General features: G+C 54.7%; 20 protein-coding genes. 10 read left to right on the top strand and 10 right to left on the bottom strand.

What is annotated here, in order from left to right; genetic code table 11:
- The first annotated feature begins 152 nt into the window (after nt 1-152).
- The 4 genes from ABLU96_RS02425 to ABLU96_RS02410 are packed head-to-tail and all read left to right on the top strand — an operon-like array spanning nt 153 to nt 4,127.
- Nucleotides 153-1,106 (top strand): 2-keto-3-deoxygluconate permease 1, encoded by a 954-nt coding sequence (locus tag ABLU96_RS02425; protein ID WP_025106505.1) that lies wholly within the window; start codon nt 153-155, stop codon nt 1,104-1,106.
- Nucleotides 1,103-2,374, top strand: a complete 1,272-nt coding sequence (locus ABLU96_RS02420) for a D-threonate kinase (RefSeq protein ID WP_046877793.1) — start codon at nt 1,103-1,105, stop codon at nt 2,372-2,374. Before ABLU96_RS02425 ends, ABLU96_RS02420 begins: the two co-directional genes overlap by 4 nt.
- Nucleotides 2,364-3,347 (top strand): D-threonate 4-phosphate dehydrogenase, encoded by a 984-nt coding sequence (locus tag ABLU96_RS02415; RefSeq protein WP_014227943.1) that lies wholly within the window; start codon nt 2,364-2,366, stop codon nt 3,345-3,347. The genes ABLU96_RS02420 and ABLU96_RS02415 overlap by 11 nt, the downstream gene beginning before the upstream one ends.
- Before the next feature lie 9 nt (nt 3,348-3,356).
- Complete coding sequence (locus ABLU96_RS02410; protein ID WP_032748007.1) at nt 3,357-4,127, top strand: DeoR/GlpR family DNA-binding transcription regulator; 771 nt, start codon at nt 3,357-3,359, stop codon at nt 4,125-4,127.
- 23 nt (nt 4,128-4,150) lie between these two features.
- Here the strand turns inward: ABLU96_RS02410 and speD are convergent, their stop codons facing one another.
- The 5 genes from speD to ABLU96_RS02385 form a co-directional block, all read right to left on the bottom strand.
- Nucleotides 4,151-4,945: an adenosylmethionine decarboxylase gene (gene speD, locus ABLU96_RS02405; protein ID WP_004098656.1), complete on the bottom strand. Its 795-nt coding sequence runs from the start codon at nt 4,943-4,945 to the stop codon at nt 4,151-4,153.
- A 14-nt stretch (nt 4,946-4,959) separates the two neighbouring features.
- On the bottom strand, nt 4,960-5,823 hold the full coding sequence (speE, locus tag ABLU96_RS02400; protein WP_004098658.1) for a polyamine aminopropyltransferase: 864 nt from the start codon (nt 5,821-5,823) through the stop codon (nt 4,960-4,962).
- A 165-nt stretch (nt 5,824-5,988) separates the two neighbouring features.
- On the bottom strand, nt 5,989-7,752 hold the full coding sequence (locus ABLU96_RS02395; RefSeq protein ID WP_064405750.1) for an FKBP-type peptidyl-prolyl cis-trans isomerase N-terminal domain-containing protein: 1,764 nt from the start codon (nt 7,750-7,752) through the stop codon (nt 5,989-5,991).
- Nucleotides 7,749-8,168 (bottom strand): hypothetical protein, encoded by a 420-nt coding sequence (locus ABLU96_RS02390; protein ID WP_025106509.1) that lies wholly within the window; start codon nt 8,166-8,168, stop codon nt 7,749-7,751. Before ABLU96_RS02390 ends, ABLU96_RS02395 begins: the two co-directional genes overlap by 4 nt.
- Before the next feature lie 344 nt (nt 8,169-8,512).
- Nucleotides 8,513-8,860, bottom strand: a complete 348-nt coding sequence (locus tag ABLU96_RS02385; protein ID WP_014227947.1) for a YacC family pilotin-like protein — start codon at nt 8,858-8,860, stop codon at nt 8,513-8,515.
- A 146-nt stretch (nt 8,861-9,006) separates the two neighbouring features.
- On the opposite strand from ABLU96_RS02385, the gene cueO reads away from it, so the two are divergent.
- Complete coding sequence (gene cueO / locus ABLU96_RS02380) at nt 9,007-10,608, top strand: multicopper oxidase CueO (RefSeq protein ID WP_014227948.1); 1,602 nt, start codon at nt 9,007-9,009, stop codon at nt 10,606-10,608.
- 100 nt (nt 10,609-10,708) lie between these two features.
- On the opposite strand, the gene ABLU96_RS02375 is transcribed toward cueO, so the two are convergent.
- The gene (locus ABLU96_RS02375) at nt 10,709-13,099 is read right to left on the bottom strand and encodes a glucose/quinate/shikimate family membrane-bound PQQ-dependent dehydrogenase (RefSeq protein ID WP_064405747.1); all 2,391 of its coding nucleotides are present in this window, start codon (nt 13,097-13,099) and stop codon (nt 10,709-10,711) included.
- A 203-nt stretch (nt 13,100-13,302) separates the two neighbouring features.
- On the opposite strand from ABLU96_RS02375, the gene hpt reads away from it, so the two are divergent.
- Nucleotides 13,303-13,839 carry a hypoxanthine phosphoribosyltransferase gene (hpt, locus tag ABLU96_RS02370; RefSeq protein ID WP_064374774.1) on the top strand — a complete coding sequence of 179 codons (537 nt, stop codon included), beginning with the start codon at nt 13,303-13,305 and terminating at the stop codon, nt 13,837-13,839.
- A 51-nt stretch (nt 13,840-13,890) separates the two neighbouring features.
- Here hpt and can read toward each other — a convergent pair whose 3' ends face one another.
- Complete coding sequence (gene can / locus ABLU96_RS02365) at nt 13,891-14,553, bottom strand: carbonate dehydratase (protein WP_004098666.1); 663 nt, start codon at nt 14,551-14,553, stop codon at nt 13,891-13,893.
- A gap of 107 nt (nt 14,554-14,660) precedes the next feature.
- Here can and ABLU96_RS02360 point away from each other — a divergent pair, with 107 nt between their 5' ends.
- The 4 genes from ABLU96_RS02360 to ABLU96_RS02345 all read left to right on the top strand — a co-directional run bounded on the left by ABLU96_RS02360 (nt 14,661) and on the right by ABLU96_RS02345 (nt 18,227).
- Nucleotides 14,661-15,587 carry an ABC transporter ATP-binding protein gene (locus ABLU96_RS02360; RefSeq protein WP_004098667.1) on the top strand — a complete coding sequence of 309 codons (927 nt, stop codon included), beginning with the start codon at nt 14,661-14,663 and terminating at the stop codon, nt 15,585-15,587.
- Complete coding sequence (locus ABLU96_RS02355) at nt 15,584-16,354, top strand: ABC transporter permease (RefSeq protein ID WP_004098668.1); 771 nt, start codon at nt 15,584-15,586, stop codon at nt 16,352-16,354. The genes ABLU96_RS02360 and ABLU96_RS02355 overlap by 4 nt, the downstream gene beginning before the upstream one ends.
- Before the next feature lie 121 nt (nt 16,355-16,475).
- The gene (locus tag ABLU96_RS02350) at nt 16,476-16,916 is read left to right on the top strand and encodes a PTS sugar transporter subunit IIA (protein ID WP_032748011.1); all 441 of its coding nucleotides are present in this window, start codon (nt 16,476-16,478) and stop codon (nt 16,914-16,916) included.
- Nucleotides 16,917-16,973: 57 nt separating this feature from the next.
- Nucleotides 16,974-18,227, top strand: coding sequence for a polysaccharide deacetylase family protein (locus ABLU96_RS02345; RefSeq protein WP_025106512.1), 1,254 nt, complete (start codon nt 16,974-16,976; stop codon nt 18,225-18,227).
- A 1-nt stretch (nt 18,228) separates the two neighbouring features.
- Here the strand turns inward: ABLU96_RS02345 and panD are convergent, their stop codons facing one another.
- The 3 genes from panD to panB all read right to left on the bottom strand — a co-directional run bounded on the left by panD (nt 18,229) and on the right by panB (nt 20,360).
- A complete protein-coding gene (gene panD, locus ABLU96_RS02340) occupies nt 18,229-18,609 on the bottom strand; it encodes an aspartate 1-decarboxylase (RefSeq protein ID WP_004098675.1) in 381 nt (126 codons plus the stop codon).
- A 93-nt stretch (nt 18,610-18,702) separates the two neighbouring features.
- Nucleotides 18,703-19,557, bottom strand: coding sequence for a pantoate--beta-alanine ligase (gene panC, locus ABLU96_RS02335; RefSeq protein ID WP_025106513.1), 855 nt, complete (start codon nt 19,555-19,557; stop codon nt 18,703-18,705).
- Between the two features lie 11 nt (nt 19,558-19,568).
- Entirely contained in the window at nt 19,569-20,360 is a 792-nt protein-coding gene (gene panB / locus ABLU96_RS02330; RefSeq protein WP_004098680.1) for a 3-methyl-2-oxobutanoate hydroxymethyltransferase, read from the bottom strand.
- Nucleotides 20,361-20,431: the final 71 nt, after the last annotated feature.

Raw genomic sequence — 20,431 nt, 5'->3', positions numbered from 1 at the left:
GTTATGTCCGGCTTTTTTTTAGCCTTAACGGCCTGGTTTGATTTTTATTAATCATTTTAAAACTGTGATCTGGCGCATTTGTGAAGTTTATTTGATTGAATATAATCTTTATGATTTTATTTAATCACGGCATAACAACAGGCGGGAAGACCATGAACATCAAAAAGGCTATAGAACGTGTACCTGGCGGCATGATGGTTGTGCCACTGGTGATCGGCGCCATTATCAATACCTTTGCCCCGCAAGCGCTTGAGATCGGCGGGTTCACCACCGCGCTGTTTAAAAACGGCGCAGCGCCGCTGATTGGCGCCTTCCTGCTCTGTATGGGGGCGGGAATTAGCGTCAAGGCAGCGCCACAGGCGCTGTTGCAGGGCGGTACCATTACGCTGACCAAACTCCTGATCGCAATTGCGATTGGCCTCGGCGTGGAACAGCTCTTTGGCGCTGAAGGGATCTTCGGCTTAAGCGGCGTGGCGATCATCGCCGCGATGAGTAACTCGAATGGCGGGCTTTACGCCGCGCTGGTTGGCGAGTTTGGTAACGAGCGTGATGTGGGAGCGATCTCCATCCTGTCACTGAATGACGGGCCATTCTTTACGATGATCGCGCTGGGCGCGGCGGGGATGGCCAACATTCCCATTATGGCGCTGGTCGCCGTGCTGGTGCCGCTGGTGGTGGGAATGATCCTGGGTAACCTCGATCCCAACATGCGCGACTTCCTGACCAAAGGCGGCCCGCTGTTGATTCCGTTCTTCGCTTTTGCGCTGGGCGCAGGGATCAACCTTGAAATGCTGCTACAGGGCGGTCTGGCGGGCATTCTGCTCGGCGTGCTGACGACCTTTATCGGCGGTTTCTTTAACATTCGTGCCGACCGTCTGGTGGGCGGAACCGGGATTGCCGGCGCGGCGGCGTCCAGTACCGCCGGAAACGCCGTGGCGACGCCGCTGGCGATTGCCCAGGCCGATCCCTCTCTGGCAGAGGTTGCCGCCGCGGCCGCGCCGCTGATTGCCGCATCGGTGATCACCACCGCGATTCTGACGCCGGTCCTCACCTCATGGGTGGCTAAGAAGCAAGCGCGTCAGGTTGCAGAGGAGAAAAAAGCATGAAAATGATCGTTATCGCCGACGACTTTACGGGTTCTAACGATACCGGCGTGCAGCTGGCAAAGAAGGGGGCGCGCACGGAAGTGATGCTAACGCCGGATCAAAAACCTTCGCGTCGCGCTGATGTGCTGGTGATCAACACCGAAAGCCGCGCGATGCCTGCAGCTGAGGCCGGGAAAGCGGTAGCGCAGGCGTTAGCGCCGTGGTGCGATGGTGATGCGCGTCCGCTGGTTTACAAGAAAATCGACTCTACTTTCCGCGGCAACGTGGGGGCTGAAGTGACGGCGGCAATGCGTGCTGCAAACCGGAAGCTGGCCGTAATTGCGGCGGCTATCCCCGCAGCCGGGCGCACCACCCGCGACGGATTATGCCTGGTCAACGGTACGCCACTGCTGGAAACCGAATTCGCCAGCGATCCGAAAACGCCCATTATCTCCTCGCGAATTGCGACGTTGATCGCCCTGCAAAGCGATATCCCGGTTCATGAAGTGTCGCTCGAAGACGTTCGTCGGGGGCAATTGAGCGCCCTGTTGACGGCTTTTTCCGCCGAGGGGGAGTGCATGGTGGTGGTGGATGCCGTGGAAGATCGCGATCTGTTGCTGATTGCCCAGGCTATTTGTGAACAAAAGGAGATGCCGCTGTTGGTGGGCGCTGCCGGGCTGGCGAACGCGCTACCGGTCAGCACCTTCATGCAGGAAAAGCAGGAACTACCGGTACTGGTGGTGGCCGGATCGATGAGCGAGGCCACGCGGCGGCAGGTTGAAAAAGCGCTCTGCCAGGCGCGCGCCAGCGTCGTGGATATTGATGCCTCGCGGCTGGCCTCGGCGCAGTGCGAGCAGGAAATGGCCGCGGCGGTTGAACAGGCCTGTGCGCTGCTCAGTCGCCAGCAGCACACCATTTTACGTACCAGCCGGAGTGCGGACGATCGGCAGATGATCGACGGCCTGTGCGCTCAGGCTGGCCTGAGCCGCCAGCAGCTCGGTGAGATGCTTAGCGAACGCCTCGGGATGATTACGCTGCGCATTATCGAACAGGCTCGTATTGGCGGGCTGTTCCTGACCGGAGGAGATATCGCCACCGCGGTCGCCGCCGCGCTCGGGGCGGAAGGCTATCGCATTCAGAGTGAGGTGGCGCCCTGTATTCCCTGCGGGACGTTCGTTAACAGTGAAATCGACGATCTGCCGGTTATCACTAAAGCCGGCGGATTCGGTTCAGACAGCACCCTTTGTGATGCGCTTTATTTTATTGAGGAGATGTACAGTGGTAACTAAAACAATTGCGATTACGATGGGCGACCCGGCGGGCATCGGTCCGGAAATTATTGTCAAAGCGCTTTGTGAAGACGAGCTCAACGGCGCGCCGCTGGTGGTGGTCGGGTGTCTGAAAACCCTGAAACGTCTGCAGGACAAAGGGCTGGCGGAAGGCGTCACCTTTCGCGCGATCGCCGAGGTCGCGGAGGCGCGATTTGCTCCAGGCGTGATTCATGTCATCGACGAGCCGCTGGCCCAGCCGGACGCGCTGGAGCCGGGTAAAGTGCAGGCCCAGGCGGGCGATCTGGCCTACCGCTGCGTGAAGCGGGCGACGGCGCTGGCGATGAAAGGCGACGTACACGCCATCGCGACCGCACCGCTGAATAAAGAAGCGCTTCATCTGGCCGGGCACAATTATCCTGGTCATACCGAGCTGCTGGCGACGCTGACTGAAAGCCGCGATTACGCCATGGTGCTCTACACCGACAAGCTGAAGGTCATTCATGTCTCGACCCACATTGCGTTGCGTAAGTTCCTCGATACGCTTAATGGCCAGCGCGTGGAGACGGTCATCGGCATCGCGGATCGCTTCCTGAAACGCGTCGGATTCACCCAGCCGCGCATTGCCGTTGCCGGGGTCAATCCCCATGCGGGCGAAAACGGTCTGTTTGGCGATGAAGAAATACGCATTGTGTCGCCGGCCATTGAAAACATGAAAGCGAAGGGAATCGATGTTTACGGGCCCTGCCCGCCGGACACCGTGTTTCTACAGGCGTACGAGGGGCAATATGACATGGTGGTGGCGATGTACCACGATCAGGGACATATTCCGCTCAAACTGCTTGGCTTCTACGATGGGGTGAATATCACCGCGGGTCTGCCGTTCATCCGCACCTCTGCCGATCACGGCACCGCGTTTGATATAGCCTGGACGGGAAAAGCAAAATCTGAGAGCATGGCCGTATCGATTAAACTGGCAATGCAACTGGCGTAATTTCCTGTTATGAAAGGACAACACCGTCTGGATAAGATTGTGGCGTATTTGAAAAATCATACGCTGGTGACCGTGGAACAGCTGGTGGATGCGGTAGAAGCATCGCCTGCAACGATACGACGCGATCTGATCAAACTGGATGAGCAGGGCGTGATCAGCCGCAGCCACGGCGGTGTTGCCCTGCGGCGCTTTGAGCCTTCTCAGCCTACCACCAATGAAAAGCAGCTACGATCGCCTGCGGAAAAGCGGGCGATTGCGCGTTTTGCCGCCTCGATGGTGCAGGCGGGCGACGCGGTGGTACTGGATGCCGGCACCACCATGCTGGAGCTGGCAAAATGCCTGACCCATCTTCCGCTCAGGGTGATCACAGTCGATCTGCATATCGCTCTGTTTTTATCCGAGTTCCGCCAGATAGAAGTGACCATCGTCGGTGGCCGCATTGATGACAGCAGCCAGTCCTGTATCGGCGAGTTTGGTCGTAAGATGTTACGTAGCGTCTATCCCGATATCGCTTTTATGAGCTGTAACAGCTGGAGCGTGGAAAAGGGCGTGACGACGCCGACGGAAGAAAAGGCGGGGCTGAAGCAGGAGATCATTGCCAACGCCCAGCGTAAGATCTTACTGGCCGACAGCAGCAAATATGGCGCCCACTCGCTGTTCAACGTCGCTCCGCTGAGCCGCTTCACTGACATTATTACCGATGGGGGGTTGCCTCTTCCCGTTCAGGCTGAGCTGAAAGCGCAGTCCGTTGCCCTTACGCTGGTACAGCCTGAACGTTAAGGATACCGCCAGCCGATACGGTGTTACACGCTCGGGATATTGCGTCCGTAGTAGATTTCGCGCATCTCTTTCCAGAGCAGGTCGGTAATCACCTTACGCTCCTCTTCGCTCAAATCTTCCGGCTTCGTGTGGAACATATAGTGCTTAAGGTCGAACTCCTTAAGCAACATCTTGGTATGGAAAATATTTTCCTGATAAACGTTCACGTCCACCATGTCATACAAAGACTTAATATCCTCGGACATGAAGTTCTGAATGGAGTTAATTTCATGATCGATGAAGTGCTTCATGCCGTTCACATCGCGGGTAAAACCGCGAACGCGATAATCAATCGTGACGATATCGGATTCTAGCTGGTGAATCAGATAGTTCAGGGCCTTCAGCGGTGAAATGACCCCGCAGGTTGAGACTTCAATATCGGCGCGGAAGGTGCACAGTCCGCCTTCAGGATGGCTTTCCGGATAGGTGTGAACGCAGATATGGCTTTTATCGAGATGCGCCACCACGGTTTCCGGTAGCGGACCCGGGTGTTCTGTCTGATCGATAAGCTGCGGATCGACAGGCTCTTCGCTGACCAGGATCGTCACGCTGGCGCCCTGCGGTTCATAATCCTGGCGGGCAATGTTAAGAATATTGGCGCCGATAATCGAACAGGTCTCTGACAAAATTTCCGTCAGGCGGTTGGCGTTGTAGAGTTCGTCAATATAGGCGATGTAGCCATCGCGCTCCTCTGCCGTTTTTGCGTAACAGATATCGTAAATGCAAAAACTCAGGCTTTTGGTCAGATTGTTAAAGCCGTGCAGCTTCAATTTTTTCAATTTAGCTCACCTCCTTACTTAACGGTGGATAGCGCATCCAGTAAATACTGCGGTAAAGCAAATGCCGCCGCGTGAATGGCCGGATTGTAATAACGGCACTTCAGGTTCGACTTGTGAAAACGGGCCTGGATGATTTCACTGGAAAGATGGCGCAGCGCTTCGTTGTCCGTGGCCCATGCGAAGGTCATGATGCCGCCGTAGTAGGTGGGAATCGCCGCCTGATAGAAGCTTACGTCGCTAAAGTAATGGCTGAGCTTGCGATGGCTATCGACGGCCTCATCCTGTTGCAGGAAGCTGACGCCGTTCTGAGCGACGAAGATCCCGCCGGGGTTGAGGCAGCGCTTGCAGCCTTCATAGAAGGCGGAAGTAAACAGGCTCTCGCCGGGACCGATAGGATCGGTGCAGTCGGAGATAATGACGTCAAACGTTTGCGCCGTCTGGTTAACAAAATTGACGCCATCGTCAATCACCAGGGTAAAGCGCGGGTCGTCGTACGCACCCGCGTTATGGTTGGGGAGGTACTGGCGACAGAATGAAACCACGCCAGCGTCAATTTCTACCATGGTGATGGTTTCGACGCTGCGGTGACGGGAGACTTCGCGCAGCATGGCGCCATCGCCGCCGCCGATAATTAACACATGTTTCGCCTGGCCGTGGGCCATCAGAGGAACATGGGTCATCATTTCATGGTAGATAAACTCATCACGTTCGGTGGTTTGTACCACGCCGTCCAGCGCCATCACGCGGCCAAAGGCTGCGTTTTCGAAAATAATTAAATCCTGATGATCGGTTTTCTCATGATACAGAACGTTATCAACGCTGAAATACTGACCAAAATGGTCGTGCAGCGTTTCATGCCACAGATTGCTATCGGCCACGGGCAGATCCTCCTTTGTTAACACCTGTTACACCCATCAAAAATGAGCGCAACATCATAGCCAACTATAGAAGATGATGCACGGTGGATATTTCAGCAAATGAAGCGTGGGGCATTACCCGTTCACAAAGAGGGGAAAGCGCCTCCCCGATGGGAGGCGCCAGGATCAGGGTTTTTTAGCCTGTGGTTCTGCCGCAGTGGCGTCAACGATTCTGACGGTATATACCATGGTCGCTCCCGGTGGGATTTTAGGCGGCTTGCCTTCGCTGCCGTAGGCGAGATTGGCGGGGATCACGACCGTTATCGCTCCGTGGTTTCCCAGCCGCTTGAGTGGCCCAAGGAAGATGGGAGGATAAGATTTCAGAGGCTGGGACCAGACTTTCCCCTCCGCTTCCATATCGTTAATGACGGTTCCATCGGTAAGCGTTTCCTTGATAGTGACGGTAACGATATCGCTGTCGAGAATCTTGCCCTTGCCGGCATAATCTATGCGACTGTAAATGCCGTCTTTCAATACCACCCCTTTTTGCTTCGCGAAGTTTTGTTGATATTTCTTTCCTTCGCTAAGGGTTTGCTGTTCGAGCTTCTTTAGGTTCTGAAAGACTTTTTTAGACACATCGAATAAGGCTTTATTGCGCGCTTTCTCATCAAGGGCGATATCCCCTGAAAAAGAATCCATAATCCCCTGTAAAACGGTATCTTTACTGGTTTTTACGCCCTGAGATGCCCGGGTAGATAAGAGCTGCAGCACCTCCTCGCCCATCGATACACCGATAGCGTAAGCCTGTCGCAGAGGCTCTTTTGCAAAGTCGATAGCCAGCGGCTTTTTCGCCTCGGCGTCAGCAAGCCTGGCCTTTAGCCGGGTAATTTCATCGGCGCTGGCCTGCTGTAGGGCGTTGTCCTGACCGGCCTGCTGACGGCCAGCATCCGCCTGAAGGGACGTCTGCGGCGTACTGATGATAACGGCGTCCAGTTTAGCCGTGAGCGCCTGTTTTTCTACTGCCGCGGCCGCCAGCTTTGTCGTTAAATCTGTTTTTTCCGCTTCACTGGCGTTGAGCTTCGCTATCGCTGCTTTCTGCTCGGTTTGAGACGCATCCAGTTTCGTTTGCAGCGCCCGCTGTGCGGCGTCAGCCGCGGCGAGTTTTGTTAGCATTTCCTGCTGAGCTGCCTCTGCAGCAGCGAGCCTTGTTGCGAGAGCTTGCCTCTCTTTCGCCTCTGTCGTGAACTTACCGGTGAGCGCTTGTTTCTCCGCTGCGGCCGCCGCCAGCTTTAAGAGCGTATCTTGCTTTTCTGTTTCCAGCGCCGCGAGCTTCTGCTGCAGGGATTGCTTTTCGGCGGTTGCCTCAGCCAGCTGAAGCTCAACTTTTTGTTTCGCGGATTCTACTAATGCCACTCTTTTTTCCTGCTGCAGCGTTTTATTTTCTGTGGCATTACGCTGGCCCTCGATCTGTTTTATTTCAGCCGCGGCGGATAGCGCGTTATCTATTAATTGTTGTTTTTCGGCTACGGCAGTCGCTAACTTTTTCTCAAGCAGCTGAATTTTATCTTTCAGCGCTTTTTGGTTGTCTGCTTCGGCGTTCACCGTGGCCGGCTTCGCATCAAGCTGCTGCCGAAGTTGGCGGATGAGTTTATCTTTTTGAGCAATGATTGCAGCCTGACGGGAAACTTCATGGGTATTCAGGACGGTTTTTTTATTCGTTGTTTTTGTATTATTGCTTTTCTCCTCAACGGGCTTTACCGGCTCGCTGATTTTTTGCGCCTGATGCTCTTTAGCATAATTTAAAAATGCCGGGCCTGAGGCATCGCTATTTGAGCTCGCCGTGACGCTGATAAGGGCGTCTTTTTCCGCATAGGCATCCGGCGATAGCGCCAGCACAAAAACTGCTGCCAGCGATACCGGATTGAAGTTTTTGGCTATTTTCCCGTTCATGGCTGAACATTTTCACCACGTTTAACAAGGCTATCGATCAGCTCCTTTTCAATATCAGCGCACAGCTTGATTGATTTGAACTGGTACATCGAATCGATCCCCTGTTTTGTCGGTTCTGCCACTTTACTGCGCACAGAATTATATTGTGATGCCGCGCTAAGCAGGGCAGTGAACTCATTGCCGAGTTTGTCCGCCTGTTTGGGGTTCACTTCTTTCAGCGACTCCAGCGCTTTACGGCAAGTGTCTAAACGCGCTTGCTCATCGGCGATTCTCTGCTGTTCGGTTTGCTGTTGGCTTAATGTCGACTCAGATAAGGGTTTCACTAATCCGGCGGATTGCCTGGGTTGTATTGAATTACAACCCGCTAATAAAATGAGGGCCAGAGGGGCTATGCTTGTAAATAAGGATCTGTTCAAGGTTTCATTCCATTGATAAAAAGAGGTGTTATCGGGCGATAATAGTGTGCGAAAAAGAAGAATGCAATAATAGAGTTTATGATTTTTGATGGCGTACTTTTAATATTAGTTATACCCGTCATATTTCACGCTGCTTATGCGTTGGCTACGCTCGCTTACCCCTTGCCGCCTTCAAGTAACTCTAATTATTTAGGGTATATATTAATATGTTGAATGCTTAATGAATTATCATTGAATTCTATGAATTGAGATATAAATTAAGTGCTGTTGTTAATTGAATTGCTATTATTACGCGGCGTCATAGCCGTATTCGCACGGCTACCGTATTATGAAATGAAGGGGGGTTATTTCACGTAAGCGAGCAGGCTAAGCGAATCGCGGGCCAGCGCTTTGCATTTTTTAGTGGTGGGAATCTGGATTCCGCTAAGGTCCCGGTAGCTATCTTCGCCGAGCGCTTTCATATTGAAGCTGTCGTAATTGCTTAAATCCCATTGATTCTGCTGAGCAAAAAAGACCAGGGCACGGCGAATCTGCGTGTTAGGCAGATTTTGATAACCGCAGTCGTTCTTCAGGAAGACGAATACTGCCGTTAAATCAGCCATATCTTCCGCTTCGGACTCGCTTAATGCATAGCTATTGGCGGAGAGAGTCAGCAGGCTGCCAAGCACTATTGTTCTGAAAAGCGTCTTCATTTTTTCTACCATTGAATCACGGACAAACAAAGTTAGCACACTTCATTACAGTGCGCCGAGCTTTATTCTTACTCTTCTGCTTGACCTTCCTGTTGGGGGAGGGTTTAAGCTCAATTATTCACCAGCAGAATAAAAAGGATGTGAAAATGCAACGTCGTGAGTTTCTTAAACTAACCGCTGCGGTCAGCGTGGCCAGCGCATTGCCGCTATGGAGCCGCTCGGTTTTTGCCGCCAGCCGCCCATCTTTGCCTGTACCCGAACTGCTTACCGCCGACGCGCGTAATCGCATCTCGTTAATCATTCAGGCTGGAAAAACGCAGTTCGGCCCTCATCTGGCGACCACCTGGGGCTATAACGGCAATCTGCTGGGCCCGGCCCTACAGCTTAAGCAGGGTGAGGAGGCGACCATCGATATTCATAACCGTCTGGCGGAAGAGACCACCGTGCACTGGCACGGTCTGGAGGTTCCCGGCGCCGTGGACGGCGGTCCCCAGGGCGTGATTGCCGCCGGAGGCTCCCGCACGGTGACCTTTACCCCAACGCAGCGGGCGGCGACCTGCTGGTTCCATCCCCATCAGCATGGTAAAACCGGCAGACAGGTCGCGATGGGGCTGGCAGGGCTGGTGCTGATTTCTGATGCAGAAAGCGAAAAGCTGCTCCTGCCAAAGCAGTGGGGAATTGATGATGTCCCGGTGATTGTGCAGGATAAAAAATTCACCTCAGCGGGAGAGATTGATTATCAGCTCGATATTATGAGCGCAGCCGTGGGCTGGTTTGGCGATACGCTGCTCACTAACGGCGCGCTGTACCCGGAGCACGCTGCGCCTCGCGGCTGGCTACGTTTACGTCTGCTGAACGGCTGTAATGCGCGTTCTTTGAATTTCGCCACCAGCGATAAGCGGCCCATGTACGTCGTGGCAAGCGATGGTGGTCTCCTGGCTGAGCCGGTGAAAGTTAACGCGCTGCCGGTGCTGATGGGCGAGCGTTTCGAAGTGCTGGTGGATACCACTGACGGGAAGCCCTTCGATTTAATTACGCTCCCGGTCAACCAGATGGGGATGGCGATCGCTCCGTTTGATCGGCCGCAGCCAGTGTTACGCGTGCAGCCGCTGACTATCCAGGCTTCCGGTAAGCTGCCGGATGTGCTGGCCGCTATGCCAGCGCTGCCCTCGCTTCAGGGCCTGACTCAGCGTACTTTGCAGCTCTCGATGGATCCGATGCTCGATATGATGGGCATGCAGGCGCTGATGCAAAAATATGGCGACCAGGCCATGTCCGGCATGGACCATGGCATGATGATGAATCACGGAGAGATGGGGAATATGAACAATATGAACCACGGTGACATGGGAAGCATGAATCATGGCGGCACGGCGCAGATGAAGCACGGTAATAAGGAGTTTGATTTCCATAATGCGAATCGGATCAACGGTAAAGCCTTTGATATGAATGTTCCCCTGTTTGCGGCGGCGAAAGGGCAGTATGAGCGGTGGGTGATTTCTGGCAAAGGCGACATGATGCTGCATCCGTTCCATATTCACGGCACTCAGTTCCGTATTTTGTCCGAAAACGGTAAAGCGCCGGCACCCCACAGGAGCGGCTGGAAAGATACCGTCAGGGTTGAAGGCGATGTCAGTGAAGTACTGGTGAAATTTGATCACGATGCGCCGAAAGAACATGCCTATATGGCGCACTGCCATCTGCTGGAGCATGAAGATACGGGAATGATGCTGGGATTTACGGTGTAGAATTCGCTTCCCGTCTAAGGGCGGGGCGTGTGACTTGCTTCGATAGAAAAGAGAGAGATGTACCATAGAGAGAAGGCCCGGAAACCGGGCCTTCTGTTTTTTACTTCGCGTCGTCCGGTAAAGCATAAGCGACGATATAGTCGCCCATCTTCGTGCCAAACGAACCGTGACCGCCCGCAGAGATGACAACGTACTGCTTGCCATTCACTTCATAGGTCATCGGCGTCGCCTGGCCGCCCGCCGGCAGACGTGCCTGCCATAATTTTTCACCGTTGCTCATATTGTACGCGCGCAGGTAGTTATCCGCGGTCGCGCCGATAAACAGCACATTGCCGGCCGTCGAAATTGGACCGCCCAGCATCGGCATACCCATTGTGAACGGGAGCTTAATCGGCATCGGGAACGGCAGGCTATCCTGCGGCGTACCGATACGTTTTTTCCACACCACTTCGTTGGTTTTCAGATCCAGCGCGGAGATATAGCCCCAGGCTGGCTGTTTGCAGGGCAGACCAAACGGTGACAGGAACGGATTAAGCGTAACGCCGTAAGGGACACCGTACTGTGGCTGAATACCGGCTTCGGTACCGGAACCCTTGGCGTCTTTTGGCTGCTCCATCGGGTTACCTGGGCCGCGAGGGATCAGTTTTGAGACAAACGGCAGCGCCATCGGGTTAGCAATCGCCACCTGGCGGTTCGGATCGACGGAGATGCCGCCCCATTCGAACATCCCCAGGTTACCCGGGAATACCAGCGTGCCTTGTTCTGACGGCGGGGTGAAAATCCCTTCGTAGCGCAGCTGATGGAAGATAACGCGGCACACCAGCTGGTCGAACATGGTGGCGCCCCACATGTCCGCGCCGGTCAGGTCTTTCTTCGGACGGAAGCTCAGGTCGGAGAACGGCTGAGTTTTCGCGACGTAGTCACCTTTCGCCGCCCCTTGCGGAACCGGTCTTTCCGGCGCCGGGACAACCAGTTCACCGTTGCGGCGATCGAGGACAAAAATATTACCGGTTTTTGCCGGAGCGTAGATCACCGGCACGGTTTTACCGTTGACGTCGATATCCGCCAGCGTCGGCTGAGACGGCATATCCATATCCCACAGATCGTGGTGAACGGTCTGGTAGCTCCACGCCAGTTTACCGGTCGTCGCGTTCAGCGCCACGATGGAGCTGGCATAGCGCTCTTGTTCAGGCGTACGGTTGCCGCCCCAGATATCCGGGGTGGTTACGCCCATAGGCAGGTAGACCAGATCCAGCTTCGCGTCATAGGCCGCTGGCGCCCAGGAGTTTGGTGAATTCAGCGTGAAATGATGTTCATCATCAGGAATCGCGTTGGGATCTTTCGCGCCCGGGTCAAAGGCCCACAGCAGTTTACCGGTATTCACATCAAAGCCACGGATAACGCCCGACGGCTCGCGGGTGGAGAAGTTATCGGTCACGGCGCCGGCAATGACGATAGTTTTGTCGGTAATAATCGGCGGTGATGTTGGTTCATACATACCCGGCGTAGTGACAGGCATGTTGGTTTGCAGATTGAGAATGCCTTTATTGGCAAAGGACTCGCACAGCTTACCGGTTTCGGCATTGATGGCGAACAGGCGACCATCGTTGACCGGAAGAATGATACGACGCGGGCAGTCGGCAACCACATCCGCCGGCGCGTTATCCGCTTTGGCTTCATGATATGAAACGCCGCGGCAGGTCACGTGCTGGAAAGAGGGGTCAGCGTTGAGCTGCGGATCGAAATGCCACTTTTCTTTACCGGTGGCCGCGTCAAGCGCGAACAGGCGCTGATGAGCGGTACACAGATAAAGCGTGTCGCCCACTTTAATCGGCGTGACTTCATTGGTGATTTCACCCGGATCGTTAGGCTGCTTGAGATCGCCCGTACGGAAGACCCAGGCTTCTTTCAGGTTCTTCACGTTATCGGCGTTGATCTGCTTCAGCGGCGAGTAGCGCTGGCCTTCCTGATTGCGGCCATACGCCGACCAGTCGCCATCGGCTACGTCGGAAATGGGGGCCGCTGGCGTTGCATCAGCGCTCAGCGTACCGTTGACTTCCTGCGGGTCGTTGAAGCCGGCCCAGGTCAGGATACCGCCGCTAATCAGCAGGGCGACAACCAGCCCGGCAACGGCGCCAGAGGAGGGAATCGGCAGGCGGCGCCAGACAAACGGCAGGATAAGCCAGATGCCGAAGAAGACCAGAATGTCGCTACGCGGGGTCAGCGCCCAGAAGTCGAAACCAACTTCCCATACTCCCCAGATCATAGTGGCAAGCAGCAGCGCGGCGTACAGCCAAAGCGCAGAACGCTTGCCGCGGAACAGCAGGACGGTGACGCCAAGCATGACCAGGCCTGCGACAGGGTAGTACCATGAGCCGCCAAGAGCGACCAGCCAGGCCCCGCCCGCTAAAAGATACAGGCCACAGAACGCTGCAAAAAGAGCCGTCAGCGTCACGAGTAGCCGTGATTGTTGAGATTTTGTTTCTGCCATAGAAGGACACTCGTTTGTTTGTTAATTTTTTAACTGCAATTAATTATAGGATTTAACAAGTGTGATCGGAATCACAAAATGGGCTTTATTAATCACTGCATCGCATATTTCTTTTTACTGGTATACTGCGTGGCTTGCCGGTCAACGTCGGTGCAATCGCAGCGGCTTTGATGATTTACATTAAGAATCAAATGGTTAGTTTTATGAAACATACTGTAGAAGTGATGATCCCGGAAACTGAGATCAAAGCCCGTATTGCTGAGCTCGGTCGTGAAATTAATGAACATTACAAAGATAGCGGCAGCGAAATGGTGCTGGTGGGGCTATTACGCGGTTCATTTATGTTTATGGCCGACCTGTGCCGTGAGGTTCAGGTACCCCATGAAGTGGATTTCATGACCGCCTCGAGCTACGGCAGCGGCATGTCCACCACCCGTGACGTCAAAATCCTCAAAGACCTGGATGAAGATATCCGCGGTAAAGATGTGCTGATCGTGGAAGACATCATCGACTCTGGCAATACGCTGTCAAAAGTGCGTGAAATCCTTAGCCTGCGTGAACCGAAATCGCTGGCGATTTGTACGCTGCTCGATAAGCCAAGCCGCCGCGAAGTGAAGGTGCCGGTTGAGTTTGTCGGTTTTGCGATCCCGGACGAGTTCGTGGTGGGGTACGGTATCGACTATGCTCAGCGCTATCGCCACCTGCCGTATATCGGCAAAGTGACGCTGCTGGACGAGTAACGCGGAGTGCCTATCCCGGCTTATCCGGGATAGTTAAGAGGGGCGCGTGAATTATCTGTGATTGACGTGCTTGCTTTTAAGGTTGGAAATGCCCTGGCGATAGCGCTGCTCCAGCGTTTCGCGGCTGACAGCGGTCACGTCCAGATCGCGTAACATGCCATCGTGAATGCCGTAGGCCCAGCCGTGAATTGTCACCTTCTGTCCACGCTTCCACGCCGACTGCATAATCGTTGAATGGCCAAGGTTGTAAACCTGCTCCATCACATTCAATTCACACAGCGTATCAAGGCGGCGCTCTTCGGGCATTTCCCCCAGCAGCGAGCTGTGCTTAAACCAGATATCGCGAATATGCAGCAGCCAGTTGTCGATAAGGCCAAGCTCGGTATTTTCAATCGCCGCCTGCACGCCGCCGCAGCCGTAGTGGCCGCAGATGATGATGTGTTCAACTTCCAGTACGTCGACCGCGTACTGCACGACGGAAAGACAGTTCAGATCGGTATGAATCACCAGGTTGGCGACGTTACGGTGTACAAACAGCTCGCCAGGTTCCAGGCCGGTCAAACGTTCAGCGGGGACGCGGCTATCTGAACATCCAATCCACAGAAAGCGCGGCTTCTGCGCCTGTGCCAGTTTCTCAAAGAAACCGGGGTCTTCCTCCACCAGCATTTTTGACCATAGTGCATTGTTGCTGATGAGTGTATCTATATCGTTCATGGATGTTTACGGGCCTGTAACCAAGTAAGTGCGTTGCGCTAATATAGGTTAACCTCACATTTTTTAAAACAACCCATCGCGTGTCACGACACGAGAAGAGACATTTAATGACCATTGCTCTGGAATTAAAACAGCTTAAAAAAACCTACCCCGGCGGGGTTCAGGCGCTGCGCGGAATCGATCTGCAGGTTGAGGCGGGCGATTTTTACGCGCTCCTGGGGCCAAACGGCGCGGGAAAATCCACCACTATCGGCATTATCAGTTCGCTGGTGAATAAAACCTCCGGCGAGGTCAACGTGTTTGGCTATGACCTGCAAAAGGATGTGGTGAACGCCAAGCGCCAGCTCGGTCTGGTGCCGCAGGAGTTCAACTTTAACCCGTTCGAAACCGTGCAGCAGATTGTGATTCACCAGGCGGGCTACTACGGCGTCGAGCGCAAAGAAGCGATCGCCCGTAGCGAAAAGTACCTTAAACAGCTCGATCTTTGGGAAAAACGCAACGAACGCGCGCGGATGCTCTCCGGCGGCATGAAGCGCCGCCTGATGATTGCCCGCGCGTTGATGCACGAGCCGAAGCTGCTGATTCTTGATGAGCCCACGGCGGGGGTGGATATCGAGCTGCGTCGTTCGATGTGGGGCTTCCTGAAAGATCTCAACGATAAAGGCACGACGATTATCCTCACTACCCACTATCTGGAAGAGGCCGAGATGCTGTGTCGCAATATTGGCATTATTCAGAACGGTGAGCTGGTGGAAAACACCTCGATGAAGTCGCTGCTTTCCAAACTGAAATCGGAAACCTTTATTCTCGATCTGGCACCTAAGAGTCCATTACCGGTACTGGAAGGCTATCAGTATCGTCTGGTTGATACGTCGACGCTGGAGGTTGAGGTGCTGCGTGAGCAGGGGATTAACAGCGTATTTACTCAGTTAAGCGCGCAGGGCGTACAGGTATTAAGTATGCGTAACAAAGCTAACCGTCTGGAAGAGCTGTTTGTCACGCTGGTCCATGACCGGAAAGGAGAATCAGCATGATGCAGCTTTATTGGGTCGCGCTGAAAAGCATCTGGACCAAAGAGATCCACCGCTTTATGCGTATCTGGATCCAGACGCTGGTGCCGCCGGTCATAACCATGACCCTCTACTTTGTTATTTTCGGCAATCTGATCGGCTCGCGCATCGGTGAAATGCACGGTTTCACCTATATGCAGTTTATCGTGCCGGGCCTGATTATGATGGCGGTGATCACCAACGCCTACGCCAACGTGGCGTCCTCCTTCTTCAGCGCGAAATTTCAGCGCAATATTGAAGAACTGCTGGTCGCGCCGGTTCCCACCCACGTGGTTATCGCCGGCTATGTGGGCGGCGGCGTTGCCCGCGGTCTGTGCGTCGGGATTCTGGTGACGGCGATTTCGCTGTTTTTCGTACCGTTCCAGGTTCACTCATGGATATTCGTCGCCCTGACCCTGGTGCTGACCGCCGTGCTATTTTCGCTGGCCGGTCTGCTGAATGCGGTGTTTGCCAAAACCTTTGACGATATCAGCCTTATTCCGACCTTCGTGCTGACGCCGCTGACCTATCTCGGCGGGGTTTTTTATTCGCTGACCCTGCTGCCGCCGTTCTGGCAAGGGCTGTCGCATCTGAACCCGATCGTCTACATGATCAGCGGTTTCCGCTACGGTTTCCTCGGCATTAACGATGTTCCGCTCGCCACCACCTTCGGCGTGCTGGTGGTGTTTATCGTCGCGTTTTATCTCTTGTGCTGGTATCTGATCCAGCGCGGACGCGGGCTTCGCAGCTAATTTAGTCAACCACGGCGCTTCGCTGCCCCGTTCAGCGAAGCGCCGGCAAACAATTTTGATTGTCATCACCGATATTCATCTCTTCCCTTGCTACATTGTTTGCCTGCTAAGGAGGTGGGCGATGTTAGGTTGGGTGATTACCTGTCATGACGAACTGGCGCAGGAGATGCTGGATCGTCTGGAGAAAAAGTTTGGGCCGCTGACGCAGTGTCGGGCGGTCAACTACTGGCGTAATCTCAGCAGCAATATGCTGAGCCGCATGTTGTGCGACGCGCTGCATGAGACGGACGGTGGAGACGGGGTCATTTTTCTGACCGATAATACCGGCGCGGCGCCTTATCGCGTGGCGGCGCTGCTGAGCCATAAGCACACCCACTGTGAAGTGATTTCCGGGATCGACTATCCATTACTGGAAAGCATGTATTTGCTGCGCCAGAACCTGAGCAGCGAAGCCTTCCGACACGCCATTGTCAGCGCCGGAGGCCCGGCGGTGAGCAGCCTCTGGCATCAGCAGCAAAAAAATCCACCTTTTCGACTACTGCATGAGCCGTACGGGAATTAAGCGTTGGTATTGATGAGGCTTTTGTTACAATGACGGCAGTTCTTGTCTACCGGCTCGATGCGCATGTTTGCCCGAATTCTTGCTTTACTCCTCCTGTTCACGGCGCTAAGCGCCTCTGCCAGCCTGTTAAGCCAGCAGGGTGTGCCGGCACGTTATATGCAAACGACCGAAGATGCGGATATCTGGGCGCAGGTTGGCAATCAGGTGGTGAGCGTCGGCAACGTGCGGGCAGGGCAAATTCTGGCGGTAGTACCGACGGCGGCGGATTACTATGAGTTTAATTTTGGCTTTGCGACCGGCTTTATCGATAAAGGCCACCTGGGGCCGGTACAGGGTAAGCAGCGGGTGGAGGATAGCCTTGGCGATCTGCATAAGCCTCTAAGCAACCAAAATCTCATTACCTGGAAAGATACGCCAATCTATGATGCCCCCGCCGTGGGCAGCGCGCCATTTGGCACCCTGGCGAATAATTTGCGTTATCCGATTATCAGCAAACTCAAAGATCGGCTTAATCAAACCTGGTTTCAGATTCGTATCGGCAACCGCCTGGCGTGGGTGAGCAGTCTGGATGCGCAAGAAGATAACGGCATCCCAGTACTGACTTATCACCATATTCTGCGTGATGAAGAAAATACCCGCTTTCGCCATACCTCAACGACGACTTCCGTGCGCGCCTTCAGCAATCAGATGACCTGGCTACGCGACCAGGGCTACACCACGCTCAGCATGTATCAACTGGAAGGCTATCTGCGTAATAAAGTGAATCTTCCGGCGCGTGCGGTGGCGATCACCTTTGACGATGGGCTGAAGTCGGTCAACCGCTATGCCTACCCGATCCTCAAGCAGTATGGCTTTCACGCCACGGCGTTTATTATCTCGTCGCGCATCAAGCGCCATCCGCAGAAATGGGCGCCGAAATCGCTGCAGTTTATGAGTATTTCCGAGCTAAAACAGATCCAGGACGTCTTTGACGTGCAGTCGCATACCCATTTCCTGCATCGGGTTGATGCTGAACGTCATCCGATTCTCCTCAGCCGCAGCTATCACAATATTCTGTTTGATTTTGCGCATTCGCGGCGGGCGCTGGCGCAGTTTAACCCCCACGTACTGTATCTCTCTTATCCGTTTGGCGGCTATAACGCTAAGGCGGTCCAGGCCGCCAACGACGCCGGTTTTCATCTGGCGGTGACTACGGTGAGAGGGAAGGTAAAGCCGGGCGATAATCCGTTCTTGTTGAAAAGGCTGTATATATTAAGAACGGATTCGCTGGAGACAATGTCGCGGCTGATAAGCAACCAGCCGCAGGGGTAGATCAGGCAACCTGCACCGGAATAGCTTTGGCCTGGCGCTTCATTTCGTTTTCGCCTTCGAAATAGGCCACTTTCGGCTGCCAGGTGCGGGCTTCTTCGTCAGGCATGGTGACGAAGCTGGCGATAATCAGAATATCGCCGACGCTTGCACAGTGTGCCGCCGCGCCGTTCACGGAGATAATTCGCGAACCGCGCTCCGCGGCGATGGCGTAGGTGGAGAAACGATTACCGTTGGTCACATTCCAGATATGAATAGCCTCGTTTTCAAGGATGCCGGACGCATCCAGGAAATCCTGATCAATAGCGCAGGAGCCTTCATAGTGCAGGTCGGCCTGCGTGACTTTTACGCGGTGGAGTTTGCCCTGCAGCATATTACGAATCATAACGTCTACCTTTAAAGCTTAACGATAACAAAGCGGACGTGACGCCCGCCTTGAGGAAATTCCAGGCAGTATTGCCCGATTTTTAACCCGTGTCTACCGAACGAGCGCCACTATCTGGTTGTCGATCAAACGCGCTTCGCCGAGCCATGCCGCCATCAGGATCACCGCGCGCTGGCTGTTTTCCGTCAGGTCGAGCAGCGTGTCGGCATCGCGGATCTGGATATCATCGGCGCGGAAGCCTTTTTCGTTCAGCTCCTGCGCGGCAATCGCGATAATCTCGTCAAGATTGCGCTCGCCGGCCGCCAGCTTCTCCGCCGCGCCATTCATCACCTTATACAGCCCCGGCGCAACTTTGCGCTGGTCTGCGCTGAGATAGCCGTTGCGCGAACTGAGCGCCAGCCCATCTTTCGCGCGCATAATCGGCACGCCGATAATCTCGATGTCGTAGCCCATATCGGCCACCATTTTGCGGATCAGCGCCAGCTGCTGGAAGTCTTTTTCGCCGAAGCAGGCGACGTCCGGCTGGATCAGGTTGAACAGCTTGCTGACGATAGTGGAAACGCCGCGGAAGTGGCCTGGACGACTGGCGCCCTCGAGCATCGTCGACAGCCCCGGAACATCCACGTAAGTCTGATTTTCGAGGCCGTGCGAATAGATTTCCGCCGCGGCAGGGGCAAAGACAAAATCGACCTTACGCTTGTTCAGCTTTTCGCAATCGTCCTGCAGGGTACGCGGATAGCGCGCCAGATCCTCGGCGCGGTCGAACTGCATGGGGTTGACGAAGATACTGGCCACCACCACATCCGCGCTGGCTTTGGCGGTATCAACCAGCTTCATATGACCATCGTGCAGGTTGCCCATGGTGGGAACCAGCGCAATGCGCTTGCCTTCCTGGCGTAAACGACGGATATGCTGGCGCAGCAGCGGCAGGGTTTCAATAATCAGCACAACAACACTCCTTAATGGAAACTGTGTTCTTCGCCCGGATAGACGCCGGACTCCACTTCGGCAACATATTGCCGTACCGCGGCGCGCATGTCGCCCGCTGTGCTCAGGAAATTTTTGGCAAATTTGGGAATATGGCCGCCGGTGATGCCGAATGCGTCATGCATGACGAGGATTTGCCCGTCGGTGACGTTGCCCGCGCCGATGCCGATCACCGGGATGGTTAACGCCTCGGTGACGCGTTTCGCCAGCTCGACCGGTACGCACTCCAGCACCAGCAGCTGTGCGCCCGCCGCTTCTAGCGCCAGCGCGTCATCCAGCAGAACTTGCCCGGCATCGCCGCGGCCCTGAATTTTATAGCCGCCGAAGACGTTCACCGACTGGGGCGTCAGACCGAGGTGCCCGCACACCGGCACCGCGCGCTCGGCAAGCATTTTCACGGTGTCCGCCAGCCATGCGCCGCCCTCGATTTTGACCATATTGGCTCCCGCGCGCATCACGATGGCGGCGTTCTCGAAGGTCTGTTCCGGCGTGGCGTAAGCCATAAACGGCAGATCGGCGAGCAGCAGACAGTTGGGCGCTCCGCGGCGCACCGCGCGCGTGTGATAGGCAATGTCTTCTACGGTCACCGGCAGGGTGGAGTCGTGGCCCTGCACCGTCATGCCCAGCGAATCGCCGACCAGCATCACGTTGATACCCTCATCGGCAAACAGCTTTGCAAAGCTGTAGTCGTAGGCGGTGATAGTGGCGAAGCGTTTCTTCTCCTGTTTGCATTTCTGCAGCAGGGCGATAGTGGTCGGTTTCATAACGTTTCCTGATGATGAAAGTCATTTTAACCGGCATTCTAGCAGCCGCATTCAGGGGGGCAATGGTTTTA

The sequence above is a fragment of the Klebsiella sp. CN_Kp106 genome (genome assembly GCF_040064575.1).
Lineage (GTDB): Bacteria > Pseudomonadota > Gammaproteobacteria > Enterobacterales > Enterobacteriaceae > Klebsiella > Klebsiella michiganensis.
Note: the sequence above shows the minus strand (reverse complement) of the source record. Positions and strands in the feature narration are given on the sequence as shown.

Bases quoted from the DNA above. Each gene is read 5' to 3' on its own strand.
- ABLU96_RS02425 (WP_025106505.1), top strand. From the start codon at position 153: ATGAACATCAAAAAGGCTATAGAACGTGTACCTGGCGGCATGATGGTT.
- ABLU96_RS02420 (WP_046877793.1), top strand. From the start codon at position 1,103: ATGAAAATGATCGTTATCGCCGACGACTTTACGGGTTCTAACGATACC.
- ABLU96_RS02410 (WP_032748007.1), top strand. From the start codon at position 3,357: ATGAAAGGACAACACCGTCTGGATAAGATTGTGGCGTATTTGAAAAAT.
- ABLU96_RS02395 (WP_064405750.1), bottom strand. From the start codon at position 7,752: ATGAACGGGAAAATAGCCAAAAACTTCAATCCGGTATCGCTGGCAGCA.
- ABLU96_RS02385 (WP_014227947.1), bottom strand. From the start codon at position 8,860: ATGAAGACGCTTTTCAGAACAATAGTGCTTGGCAGCCTGCTGACTCTC.
- cueO (WP_014227948.1), top strand. From the start codon at position 9,007: ATGCAACGTCGTGAGTTTCTTAAACTAACCGCTGCGGTCAGCGTGGCC.
- ABLU96_RS02375 (WP_064405747.1), bottom strand. From the start codon at position 13,099: ATGGCAGAAACAAAATCTCAACAATCACGGCTACTCGTGACGCTGACG.
- hpt (WP_064374774.1), top strand. From the start codon at position 13,303: ATGAAACATACTGTAGAAGTGATGATCCCGGAAACTGAGATCAAAGCC.
- can (WP_004098666.1), bottom strand. From the start codon at position 14,553: ATGAACGATATAGATACACTCATCAGCAACAATGCACTATGGTCAAAA.
- ABLU96_RS02360 (WP_004098667.1), top strand. From the start codon at position 14,661: ATGACCATTGCTCTGGAATTAAAACAGCTTAAAAAAACCTACCCCGGC.
- ABLU96_RS02355 (WP_004098668.1), top strand. From the start codon at position 15,584: ATGATGCAGCTTTATTGGGTCGCGCTGAAAAGCATCTGGACCAAAGAG.
- ABLU96_RS02350 (WP_032748011.1), top strand. From the start codon at position 16,476: ATGTTAGGTTGGGTGATTACCTGTCATGACGAACTGGCGCAGGAGATG.
- ABLU96_RS02345 (WP_025106512.1), top strand. From the start codon at position 16,974: ATGCGCATGTTTGCCCGAATTCTTGCTTTACTCCTCCTGTTCACGGCG.
- panD (WP_004098675.1), bottom strand. From the start codon at position 18,609: ATGATTCGTAATATGCTGCAGGGCAAACTCCACCGCGTAAAAGTCACG.
- panB (WP_004098680.1), bottom strand. From the start codon at position 20,360: ATGAAACCGACCACTATCGCCCTGCTGCAGAAATGCAAACAGGAGAAG.